Source organism: Fusibacter sp. (genome assembly GCF_057447755.1).
The window spans coordinates 1-11,539 of the sequence record NZ_JBVBZF010000098.1 but is presented as its reverse complement, the minus strand read 5'-3'; the positions used below and the strand labels follow the sequence as shown (position 1 = coordinate 11,539).

Annotated in this window: 15 protein-coding genes; 1 reads left to right on the top strand and 14 read right to left on the bottom strand. The window is 36.3% G+C overall.

Features of this window, described 5'->3' with window-relative positions; translation table 11 throughout:
* Positions 1 to 116: 116 nt before the first annotated feature.
* The 11 genes from AC220I_RS12065 to AC220I_RS12015 all read right to left on the bottom strand — a co-directional run bounded on the left by AC220I_RS12065 (position 117) and on the right by AC220I_RS12015 (position 6,684).
* Positions 117 to 635, bottom strand: a complete 519-nt coding sequence (locus AC220I_RS12065) for a flavodoxin family protein (RefSeq protein WP_486724089.1) — start codon at positions 633 to 635, stop codon at positions 117 to 119.
* 90 nt (positions 636 to 725) lie between these two features.
* The gene (locus AC220I_RS12060) at positions 726 to 1,544 is read right to left on the bottom strand and encodes an alpha/beta fold hydrolase (protein ID WP_486724088.1); all 819 of its coding nucleotides are present in this window, start codon (positions 1,542 to 1,544) and stop codon (positions 726 to 728) included.
* Between the two features lie 14 nt (positions 1,545 to 1,558).
* Positions 1,559 to 1,981 carry a MarR family winged helix-turn-helix transcriptional regulator gene (locus AC220I_RS12055; RefSeq protein ID WP_486724087.1) on the bottom strand — a complete coding sequence of 141 codons (423 nt, stop codon included), beginning with the start codon at positions 1,979 to 1,981 and terminating at the stop codon, positions 1,559 to 1,561.
* Positions 1,982 to 2,061: 80 nt separating this feature from the next.
* On the bottom strand, positions 2,062 to 2,196 hold the full coding sequence (locus tag AC220I_RS12050; protein ID WP_486724086.1) for an LDCC motif putative metal-binding protein: 135 nt from the start codon (positions 2,194 to 2,196) through the stop codon (positions 2,062 to 2,064).
* 14 nt (positions 2,197 to 2,210) lie between these two features.
* Complete coding sequence (locus AC220I_RS12045; protein WP_486724085.1) at positions 2,211 to 3,581, bottom strand: sensor histidine kinase; 1,371 nt, start codon at positions 3,579 to 3,581, stop codon at positions 2,211 to 2,213.
* Positions 3,578 to 4,258, bottom strand: a complete 681-nt coding sequence (locus AC220I_RS12040) for a response regulator transcription factor (RefSeq protein WP_486724084.1) — start codon at positions 4,256 to 4,258, stop codon at positions 3,578 to 3,580. The genes AC220I_RS12045 and AC220I_RS12040 overlap by 4 nt, the downstream gene beginning before the upstream one ends.
* 21 nt (positions 4,259 to 4,279) lie before the next feature.
* Positions 4,280 to 5,272 carry a hypothetical protein gene (locus tag AC220I_RS12035; protein WP_486724083.1) on the bottom strand — a complete coding sequence of 331 codons (993 nt, stop codon included), beginning with the start codon at positions 5,270 to 5,272 and terminating at the stop codon, positions 4,280 to 4,282.
* A gap of 8 nt (positions 5,273 to 5,280) precedes the next feature.
* Entirely contained in the window at positions 5,281 to 5,517 is a 237-nt protein-coding gene (locus AC220I_RS12030; RefSeq protein WP_486724082.1) for an SHOCT domain-containing protein, read from the bottom strand.
* Between the two features lie 97 nt (positions 5,518 to 5,614).
* Positions 5,615 to 5,797: an SHOCT domain-containing protein gene (locus AC220I_RS12025; protein ID WP_486724081.1), complete on the bottom strand. Its 183-nt coding sequence runs from the start codon at positions 5,795 to 5,797 to the stop codon at positions 5,615 to 5,617.
* Positions 5,798 to 5,941: 144 nt separating this feature from the next.
* On the bottom strand, positions 5,942 to 6,148 hold the full coding sequence (locus tag AC220I_RS12020; protein WP_486724080.1) for a helix-turn-helix domain-containing protein: 207 nt from the start codon (positions 6,146 to 6,148) through the stop codon (positions 5,942 to 5,944).
* A gap of 62 nt (positions 6,149 to 6,210) precedes the next feature.
* Entirely contained in the window at positions 6,211 to 6,684 is a 474-nt protein-coding gene (locus tag AC220I_RS12015) for a DUF2975 domain-containing protein (RefSeq protein ID WP_486724079.1), read from the bottom strand.
* A 317-nt stretch (positions 6,685 to 7,001) separates the two neighbouring features.
* Here AC220I_RS12015 and AC220I_RS12010 point away from each other — a divergent pair, with 317 nt between their 5' ends.
* Entirely contained in the window at positions 7,002 to 8,111 is a 1,110-nt protein-coding gene (locus AC220I_RS12010; protein ID WP_486724078.1) for an HD-GYP domain-containing protein, read from the top strand.
* Between the two features lie 246 nt (positions 8,112 to 8,357).
* On the opposite strand, the gene AC220I_RS12005 is transcribed toward AC220I_RS12010, so the two are convergent.
* The 3 genes from AC220I_RS12005 to AC220I_RS11995 all read right to left on the bottom strand — a co-directional run.
* A complete protein-coding gene (locus tag AC220I_RS12005) occupies positions 8,358 to 9,689 on the bottom strand; it encodes a hypothetical protein (RefSeq protein ID WP_486724077.1) in 1,332 nt (443 codons plus the stop codon).
* The gene (locus AC220I_RS12000) at positions 9,682 to 10,974 is read right to left on the bottom strand and encodes a glutamate-cysteine ligase family protein (protein WP_486724076.1); all 1,293 of its coding nucleotides are present in this window, start codon (positions 10,972 to 10,974) and stop codon (positions 9,682 to 9,684) included. Before AC220I_RS12000 ends, AC220I_RS12005 begins: the two co-directional genes overlap by 8 nt.
* A gap of 70 nt (positions 10,975 to 11,044) precedes the next feature.
* Positions 11,045 to 11,539, bottom strand: a 495-nt coding sequence (locus AC220I_RS11995) for a TetR/AcrR family transcriptional regulator (RefSeq protein WP_486724075.1), incomplete at its 5' end; no start/stop codon positions are given.

The following is an 11,539-nucleotide window of genomic DNA, read 5'->3' as shown; positions in this document are numbered from 1 at the left end:
GTTCCCTAACGATCGCTGGTGTTACATGTGGTCTAAGATAACCACCACAACTTCTGCCTTACCCATTTTGTGCAAAAAAATACCCTGTCATAAGAACAGGGTATCACTAAACTAACTTAATTTGATATGAGCTTGTTGTCTAAAAGCCATGCCTCAATAAGAGGTTTAACTTCTGCATGTGTTACCACATCTGTATTACCGATTAAGGCCCTCGTCTTACAAGTATAAACACCAAGGACATTGCCGCCTTTCGCTGCAATTTTGGCTTTTAACTTATCCACGACTTTTTCAGGTTTATTCTCATCCGCACCTGTAATCACCAACCATATATTTTTACCTTTTAAGTCGGTATGATGTATAAAACTATTAATTGCAGGTGTTGAATGACCTGCCCACACTTGTCCTGCGATGAATAGATTTTCCAACTTGTCAAGGTCAATCATTAAGGGCTCAATTCTGCTTTTAAACCCCAAGATTGCACTAAGCGCCGCCAATGGTATATTCCCGCTCACTCTGGTCTTTTTTTCAATAATTGGGTCAATCGGAATACCTAGTAATTCACTAAAAACTTCTGCCACAATCTTTGTGTTCCCGGTCCAAGAATAATAGACAATTGCACTTTTTTCCTTATCCATCATAACCTCCATACTACGCGCACTCTATAAGTGCTCCTATTAATATTTTACCCCCTATTTTATGATGTAATTATTTTTTTACGCTTGAAATTATTTTTCTGAACATCTAAAAAGCCACTCTTTCATTAAGGCCTCAACTAAAACCGCCTGCTCCGACTCCAAGCTATGGCCAGCCCTGTCCAAAGCCACATATGTTCCTCTTGGAAAAAGGTCCATAATCCCCCAAGCGTCTTTATAGCCAACACTGGTGTCCTGTCTTCCATTTAGGAAAAGAACTGGCTTTTCAAATATTTTAGATGCCATTTCAGCTTCAAAAGTAAATCCATAACCGGTATGTTGGAGTTTTTCTAAAAAGGGTTGATCTGCCGCTTCAAGTCCAGGAATCACAAACTTTTGGAAGTGGTTAAAAGTCTTTTCATCTTGTACCACCGCTATGGATTCATACATCTCATAATCTTTAGCCGATAGGGTTTTCATAAATTCAGGATTTTCTAGAATCACTTGTTTAGACGGCAAGTTTCGGTGATCACGATTCGGAACAATCATTGGACAGATAAAAGCTGCGCCCTCTACTTGATCTGCAAGCTTATGTATCACACCACGTGCAAGATAGCCCCCATAGGATTCGCCTATCATTAAAAACGGGGACTTTTCAATAAACGCATCGATAAATGCCAAAACGACTTCAAGCATATGATCTGAATTCTTAACATAGTCACCACTTCCCGATTCTCCCATGCCTGGTAGGTCAAAATAGATCCGCTTATAACCTGAAACGCTTTCAAAAATAGGTTCCATTGAACCAAACATCAGCCTATGATCTGGCATGAAACCATGAATCATGAGCACTGGTTTTCCTTCACCGATAATTTTGTAGTTAAGTTCGATGTCCTGCCATTTAAACTTCATATTAAACCTCCCGTTTACAATTGATTAAAAACCTTCGTCAAAATCACATCAAGTGCTTGTCTTTCATCATCTGTGAGACATTTTAAAGGATCATATCGCGCCATAGCCTCTGGTCCTGACGCCCCTTTGAGCGACTTAAACTTTTCAGTGCCATTTTCAGTAATGACAATACGATACTGCTTTCTGTTATCCGGATCATCTACCCTTTGAATCCAATCCTTTTTTATCATGTTTTTAATGATAACACTTGCTGTGGGACGATCACAATAAAGCATATCCGCAATTTGTGAAGGCAATAAAAATTCAGTTTTCGTTAACTGACGCAGTACAAATTGCTGCTTCAAAGTAATATCAAAGGGTACCAATTCCTTCTGTAGCTTTCTTGTCCAATTTAAATAAATGATGCCCATTTTAGCCATAAGATGAAGTTTTTGCATAAGGTCTCCTTAATATAGTTAGAACTCTAACTATATGTTAATAATAAAAGCAAACCTTGTCAAGATTTGCTTTCATATTGCTATTTTTTTTTATGTGTGCTACTTGATGAGCGGTTCAAATCACAACAATCCATTCTTTGATCGCCAAATGAAGTCTTGTTTTGCTCTGCTATTTTTAGCATTAATTTTTCAAACGCTCTTTTGATTTTATTCATTTCTATCATCCTCTCTAAACCTTGGGAATGGTCAAAATAAACTCAGCGCCTTCATCTGGTGCTGTTATCACCTTAACATCTCCACCAAGATGTTTTAGGTTCTCTTTGACCAAATACAAGCCTAAACCTTCTCCTTGGACGATTGGATTACGCCTTCCACGATAATAAGCATCAAATATCTTTTCCTGGTCTTCCTTTGAAATGCCAATCCCATTATCTTTAATATAAATTTTGAAAAAACCATTATCATCATCAAATTTAACTTCTACATGACCATTTGTCTCTGTGTACTTATAGGCGTTGGTCAATAAATTATAAACAATTTGTGTTAAGATATGTCTATCGGTATTTACCATGACATTTTTATTGTGAATGAGTTTAACACTGATGCCCTTATGGTCAAACTGAGTTTTAAGGCCTTTGACAATCTGTGATAGAAAGAAACCAAGTTCAAGTGATTCTAGTTCAATTTGAGCCTCAACGGATTCAGTATCTATGACATCACTCATATTTTCTACTATCCTAGTAACATCCTTTATCTGCTGGTCTAAAAGGCTAAACTCAGTTTTGTCAAGTGTGATCAACCCATCTTCAATGCCCTCTAAATGTGTTCTCAAGACAGTCATTGGTGTTCTTGTCTGATGTATTAATTGGTCAATGAGCTTCTTGCGACTCTTCTGTTTAAGTTTAAGTCTAACGCTTAAGCTCTCAAGACTTTCCCTGATAATATTGACTTCCTTAATACTGGATTTCTTAATTTCAAGTGATTCATTTAACAATATACCTTGCGCAATTTCTGCAGTATCAATAAGATTCTTTGACATTTTTTTACTAATATAATGTCCGAAAATCAATGAAAGTAAAACAGATAATCCCACTGCCCTAAAACTGTTCTTAATTAAATTCGCCTTGAAAAGACGTGCAACAAATGTATTTTCTACTGTGCTTTGTCTTGTGATATTCAAGGTTGCAATTAACTTGCCATTGTCATTGATTTCATATTGGTCCACTTCAAGTTGTAAATTATTGGTGGCCCTCCCCATCATCTCATTCATGGTTCTACCGTTCATCATCATTGAACCTGCGGTAAAGTCATTATTGACATCCACCAGAAGCTTACCATCCTTATCATAAACCTTAATGCGCACAATTGGATCTATGACATGCGTTTCAAGTTCAATTGACATTTGCCTGTAAGAAGTCGTCGGTTCATTAAGTGCCTTTTTACTATAACCTAATATTTGTTCAACATGATTTGAATAGCTTTCATTCATGTATTCATTAAAGTATTTATTGGTGAGTGAAGTCATTATGATACCGTAAATTGCGATTGACAATACGGCAATTCCAATTAAAGATATATGCCAAAGCCGTCTGATTGTCATAGCTTGTCCCCTCCAAAAATATAACCAATGCCATACTTGGTATGAATGTAATTCGGTTTTTTGGGATTGTCTTCTATTTTTTGTCTAAGTCTTTTGATGTAACTGTCTATATTGCGGTCGTAACCTTCATAATCATCTCCAAAAGAAAGCTCGATGAGCTGGTCTCTTGTCAAAACTCGGCCCTGGCTGCAAATAAATGTCTTAAGTAACAAAAACTCTGCCGTCGTCAAAGAAATTTCTTCTTTTTCCTTAAATAGTTTCATGCTGTTAAGGTGTAACTCCAACTTGTCAAAATTCACAATATCCGTTGTTTCATTGTAAACGCGTTTTAGTAAGACCTTGACACGATGCATAAGTTCTCTCGGACTAAAGGGTTTAACCACATAATCATCAGCCCCTATATCAAAGCCCTTCAACCGATCAACTTCTTCATTTTTAGCCGTTAATAGGATAATGGGGACATTGGATATTTTACGGACCTCTTCAAGTACCTGAAACCCATCAAGACCAGGCATCATAATATCTAAAAGCAGGAGGTGAAACGTTTTGCTGTTAAACCACTCAAGTGCCTCTAACCCATTTTCTGCAAGCTTAACCTCATACCCTTCACTTTCAAGGTACTTTATGACGATCTTGCTAATTTCCTTATTGTCTTCGGCTACTAAAATAGAATACATCAAATTTCACCTCTAAAAAATTTAGTCATTTTCAATAATTTTACTTAAGGTCCCATGCCAAGTGTGATACCAAACATCACCTGTATAGGCATTGACACTAAACATGCCAAGCATATCGTCCTCTGCCATCAAATGAAGGGTATAGTAACCATAAAACTCATGAGCTTCAACATTTGAAACAGGTTTGCTCAAACTGAGCCCAGCAATATAATCAGTTGCAATTTTCATAACTTGTTCTTGTGTCAAAGGAGTATCTGTGGTCGGGTCTATATTGGATTGAATACCCATCATACCATTATAGTAACCATTTTGACTGCCATTTGCAATGGCATTCCCACTAACCCCCTGACTGTCCAGCATCAAACCAGTTTGACCTATATAGCCTCTGCCACCATTCATCATACCCAGCTGACCCGCATAGCCTCTGCCGCCATACATCATACCTAGCTGACCCGCATAGCCTCTGCCGCCATACATCATACCTGGCTGACCTACATAGCCTCTGCCACCATACATCATACCCTGCTGGCCTGTAAAATTACCATTTAGGCAACCATATGCATTGTTATAAAGGGGATTCGCCTCAGTTGTGGCACTCTCAACGCTGCCACTATAATTACCAAACATCATACCATATTTGAGATTCCACATCATATTTGGACCGTACTCTGGATAAACATTGCCACTATATGGATCAACTAAGAGTTCCATTGCACCCTTGTCCGTTTCTTTTTCTAAGACGATAAAATAGGTTTCACTATCATCATAGACGAATATATCTCCTATTTTAAGGGCTTCATCATATTGAGTCAGATAAGCATTCACTTTTTCGGTCTGTGCTTCTATAGACAATTTTTCAGTGTTCTCAGCATTGACAAATCTAACCTGCCCCATACCACGATAAACTTCGTCGCCATTATAAATAGCAGAATCATTATTTACTGTTGCAGAAAAGCTCAAGACGCTTCCCATAGCAATTAAACTCATACCAACCCACAATACCAATTTTTTCATATCTCTCCCTACTTTCTCACTAACAAATCTCTTCTATGATTAAACTCCTCTTCAGAAATTTCACCTTTTGCAAATTTTTCTCTAAGAATAGACATCGCCAGATCAGACTTATCATTCTTTTTGTTCTTTGTAATAAAGTAAAAGGCAATTAAGACCACGCCAATGACTATCAGCCATTGCCAAATGCCAAAATAACCCAATCCAAAACAACCTGAATTTCCGATAAAACCTCTATTGAACATCATGATACCGCCTCCAAATTTCTAAAATATTTTTCAACCATCACCATAAGTACTTTGACTTATGCACATAAGATTACTTTTTCTTGTTATTTAGCAAGAATTATTGTTTTAAAGTTCGCTTCATATTTTCATAAGTCTCTGAATCAATTTCACCTTTGGCAAAACGACTTGCGAGAATTTCTTCAGGTGAAAGAGTAGATTCAGAAAATCTATTTTGGATTCTGTTGCCATTACCAAAATAGTAGAAGATAAATACAATACCGATTAATAAAATAATCATCATTTTAAAGCCTCCTTTTCATGTTCTTTATGGTTTCATTATAGGCTTAAAATATGGCAGGATTATGACAAAAAAAAAGCCAACAAAAATTGCTGGCTTACCTTAATAATCTTAAATTCATAATAAATATCAGATCATTGACCACACTCATTCCTCATCATACTCAATGAGATCACCCGGTTGGCATTCTAAGACTTCACAAAGTTTTTCGAGCGTTGAAAACCGAATGGCCTTTGCCTTTCCATTTTTCAGTATCGATAAATTTGCCATTGTAATTCCAACTTTTTCTGAGAGCTCTGTCATACTCATCTTCCTTTTTGCAATTTGTACATCAAGATTTATGATTATCGGCATGTTTCCTCCTAAAATCCTAATTTCTCCAAATGATAACGATACGATAAAGCATAAGAGGGGGGCTAAATCGTCAAATCGTTTTCCGATTGAAGTCTATTTGCTTGATCAATTAATTCGTACAAAATGTCAGAAAAGACTGCAACGCATAATGATGCCATCACTAATATAAAGACAATAATAAAAAGAGATGGATGAAGCAGTTTCAAAACACCTAATACGATTGAACCTGAAATGTATAGCAAGATAATCGCATAAGCCGCAATTTTAATCTTAGCAAGCGCATTTAATGCAGACTCAGAAAAACCTTTATTCATGCCGATAATATTTAATAACCGAATGGCTTGAAATAAAGCAAAATAAAAGGGTATCATTGTAGTATAGATCCCATATAAGGCAGGCATTTTTAAAAAAGATATTTCTGGATTTTGAAGTGCAGATAATTCTGCAATTTGCGGTAACCAAACAAATCCCATTACCAATACCAAGACCCCAATACTAATAATAATCGTCTTTAAAAAACCAATTTTTTTCGACATATAAATCACACTCCATAAGATGAGAATAGCAAATTATATATCGTTTATCAATATATTTTTATTTATTATCAATACATTTTATTCATTATCAATATTTATTGAATCCTATCCAATCATTAACCATCAAAACCTTGTTTTGACCTACCCCTTCTCACCTAACCGCTTTTCGCAAGTTTAACATTCTTGTTCAAGGCTGGGTGAAAACTAATGATATATAATAAATAACGAATCATAAATTATTTAAATTTGACGGTCCAAGTGTTATTAATTATAATTTTATTGCAAATATGCTGCAATAAACAAAGGAGATGACATTAATGCGGTTCAAACCTATAGAATACCTAAAAGAAAATGAAGTGTTGGCAGAAAATATAGTTAATATCTCAAATCAAATATTGTTAAGAAAAGACGCACTACTGAGCTCTAAAAGTATGGAACGCATAAAAGCCTTAGGTTTTAAATCACTCTATGTCAAAAATCCAGAGGAAGAAGCCTTGCTCGAAGAGGAGGTCAAGGATATAATCGATCCAGCACTTCGAAAGCGTGCCGTACTAGATGTCAAGGAATGTGTCGACACATTTTTTGCAAGTGTTTCTAAGCAGAAGCAACAGTTAATGTTTGGTGATTCCGGCCAAGCCCTTATAGATACGTTGGATCAGGTCTCTGGTAGTCTCATCGATGAAATTTTAAACTCTCAGGATTTGACGATCTCCATAATGGATATAAAATCTGAGAGTCATTATCTATACGAGCATGCAATCAATACAGCCGTCTTGGCAATTATGCTGGGGGCAAAAATCGGCTTAAATGTAAATGACATGAAGAATATTGCAATTGCCTCAATGTTGATAAATATCGGATATAAAAATATTGACCAAGAGGTCTATGATCACGCTGACCCATTAACTGAAGGTCAGTGGGCTCAGATTAAACAACATCCTATATTGAGCTATGAAATCTTAACCAATAACACAAGTTTAAATGCCCACATCAAAACCATCGTAATTCAGCACCACGAAAGGCTTGATGGATCAGGCTATCCAAAGGGACTGACTTCAGCAGATATTCATCCACACACTAAAATAGTCATGATAGCAGATGTTTATGATGCCATGACATCTGATCGAAAGCACAGACTCGCATATCCTCATAACGAAGTTGTTGAGTACATTATGGGAAACGCAGGCACTTTATTCGATTTTGACCTCGCCAGTACGTTCACGCGATGTGTTATCCTATATCCAGCAGGTTCCTATGTTTTACTCTCCAATGGTCTAAAAGCCGTTATATTAAAAAATCATCCTAAACATCCACTTAGACCCATTGTGAGAACCTTTAAACATGGTATACTCAACAATGAAGCCGATGGCTATATTGATTTACTCGAAACGCATAACCTCACCATACAAAAAATCATTTACGATTAGAATAGGGTGTAACGCTTCACCCCTCAGTTTGTCCTACAATTCTCAACCTATAACAAGATATGTATCGACTTCTTTGACCTAAACCAATTTTCAAAGTTTCCGATTGAGGTTAAGTTTCCCGCTTCACCTTTTGAGTTTCAAATTTTGTATAAAAAAAGCCCCCTTCATATTTGATGTACCTCCCCTCTTAACTGGACAAAACCAGCCAGGGGATTACGGATCAATATTTGAAGGGGGCATCTTAATTTATTTTTCGTTTGCAACAATAGATGATAATGAAAACCCATCATTTAAATCTGAGATGACTGCGTTAAAACCGGCTCTCGTAAAAATGCCTTTCATCTTTTCATTATAGACAAAGACACCAGTAATGTTGTTATAATTCGCCACTTCAAAATGACGACCACTTGAGAAATCTAAGTTCTTATTGACGGATTTAGGACAAAATTCTTGAATAATATAGCCCTCTTTAGCGGCCTCATTGAGCATCTCAATCCACTTGTCCTTGGTAAATTCACGCCCTGCATACACACCTTTTGAAGCATAATAATCAACAGGTTTTATAATATATTGATCTTTAAAATCTATGAAGCGATTAAAATCATCGCCACTAACTAGGGCGCTGGTATATGGAATATGTGCATCGATATAGTCACATTCTTCTGTTGAAAAATACTGTCTCACAAGGGGATGGTGCAAGGCTTCAAAGTACTTTTTCGTATGAACAATTTGAGATTTTATAGCACCAATAATACAAGTCTTATTGGCTTTAATCCCTCGAATTAAAGGTTGTAGCTCATCATAATGTTCCATTAAATCTCTTGTGACCAATCGCCTATAGATGATATCGATTTTGTCACTGCCTATAAATAAGTTACCCTCTTGCTCTGTGAGTTCATCAGGACTTACAATGCTACACATAAAACCATTTTCGATAAAGCATTTTTTAAACGCCTCAAACTCATGTGGTGAACCTTTCGACATATAATCCATAATAATCACATGTGGTTTTTCTGACTTAGTGCCACCATTCTGTACAAATTCTTGATAGATGGTTTTCACTTCATCAACCCATGACTGATAGAGTTCATATCGTTTAAGCTCATGTGTTTCTTTGAACTTATTTAAAACAAAAGTATCTATTAAAATATCGGTTAATGGTGTTTCTTCGTTCATTGCAGATGTGCCATCGGTATTGAGTTCACAAAACTTATAGGACCCATCTTCATAGTAGAAAAAGTCAAATCGCCCCATAGGTACCTTTGCTTTAAAGCGATTGGGTGCTAGGATCAAGTCCTCCAGTCTAGGATCGAACCCCCATACCCCTCTGACCTCAGGATGTTCAAAATAAATATCAATTGATTTGTTAACGATGTGAAAAATAGAATCTGTGAGTTTTTCAAAGTTTTGAACATCAGACTCAGAGTAAACTGCTGGTAGATAAAGGTAGGGCAATTGCTTTCCCTTATAGACCGCATTAGACTTTCCTACGTCATCATATGTTTTTATATAATCCTTCTCAACGATTTCTCTATTTTCCTCTGCAATTGAAACCAGTTTTTCATTAAACTTAAACATTATTTCCTCCTAGAACAAGGGCATCAACAAATTTTTGTCTGTCTTCCTTTAATAATCGCTTCAAGTATCTAGCATATGAACCTTCTTCAAGAATCATCTTATAAAACTTGTTTATTATTTCCTTCTCATCATCATCCAGCACTTCACGAGCATCTGCGATTAACTGGTCGACAAAGGCCGAACAAGTGAGGTGACCTGGTAAGCACTCAAGGTCGAAAGTCAAACTTCTTTTAACAGCTGCATTCAGTTCTATCATATCTTGATCGTTAATTTTTAAGCTCATCTCATAATACTTGCTTAGAACCCTTTCGTTGTAGAAAATGCCTTTTATAAGTGCTGGCAAAGCAAGACTGTATGGTAGAGGGATGGCATCTGCAATTCGAATTTCTAGAAATTGCTTAACTCTTATATCAGGAAAGACCATGGTCGTCGCATGTATCAACTGGGTCCTAGAAAGAGGCTTTTTTTGGTCAAGTTCTAAAACAGTCTGGTGTCCTGTCATGTAAGAGCCCCCATCCTCTATCATCAAAATCGGCTCAGAATTTAAGATATAGTCACAATATGCATCATAATCAAACTTGCCATCCATTGCACCTATAGGAATTTTACACCTGCTAATGTCTGTTTCATCCCAGATTTGGACCCTTAAATTTTCGCCATTATAGATCTTGCCTTCAAAGACGGGTGCTGCGTCAAATAGTCTAGATATAAATGGCGACAAGAAGTTGGCAACCCTGAATTTTTTTACAAAATCTGCTTCACTGTCAAAATCGATAGAGACTTGGGTAGAAGCAGTCCCCTTCATCATATTTCTGGCACGTCGTCCCCTTTGGTGGAGGGCTTCAAACATGAACTCATATCTTTTCTTTGGCAAAAGTGGTAATGCTTCAATTTTAGATTCTGGATGGTATCCCAGTGAAATTAAAGCTTGATCCTCATCTAAAAAGCTTTCAATTTCTGACTTTACACCTAAATACTCTTTTTTTATATCCATAACAGATTCAAACGGTTTAATGCTAATCTCGACTTGACCACCCGGCTCAAAGGAAACCATATTACCCGCTTTAACAGCATTGAAGATATCATCACCTTCTGCATATTGGACTTGCCATCCATTATTGACAAGTTGTTTCATGAGTGATTTTTGACCACTTTGATCATTATATCCAAAACTTTTTAAATTAGTTTTTGAAATGAGAAAATGTTCAAATTCTACCCCAATTTTTTTACTGGATTTTTCGCCTGCCTTAAAATATTCTCTTAAAATAGCTTTACTGGATTTCATATCTAATGTCCTTATTTTTAATTTAAATCACTAATGCTCCTGTCAAAACTAAGCTTGGTAAAAGCACTCGTTACTGGTTATAGCATATTTTAACTTGATCGATTTTTACTGCATCCCAAGCTACATCACATGCTTTATTTACGCCATAATCACATAATTTAGTGCCACAACATAGATTTCGCTTTGCAAGTTGTGAGGCAGGATAGAAAGTGAATGCAAAGAGAATCTCGTCAGAAACTGCCTTAATGATTTTTTTCTCTTTTCCAATACGGAAGAGTTCGTATATTTTAGAGAAATAACACATGCCATAGTCTGTGTTAAACTCCTTTGAAAAAGGAGAATTTGTAAACTGCATAATGTAATCAAATTCTCTATGATATGCTAAACAATAATGATAATAGTTCAGCCATATTTTTTTATAAGCGGCTTCAATACAGCCTTCTAAATTCACATCAGCGAGTACATATTCACTCATTTCTTTCCTTATCTTAAGATAAAGCTTACTTATCAAATCCTCCTTATTTTCAAAGTAAATGTAAATTGTCGCTGGTGAAACGCCTGCGGT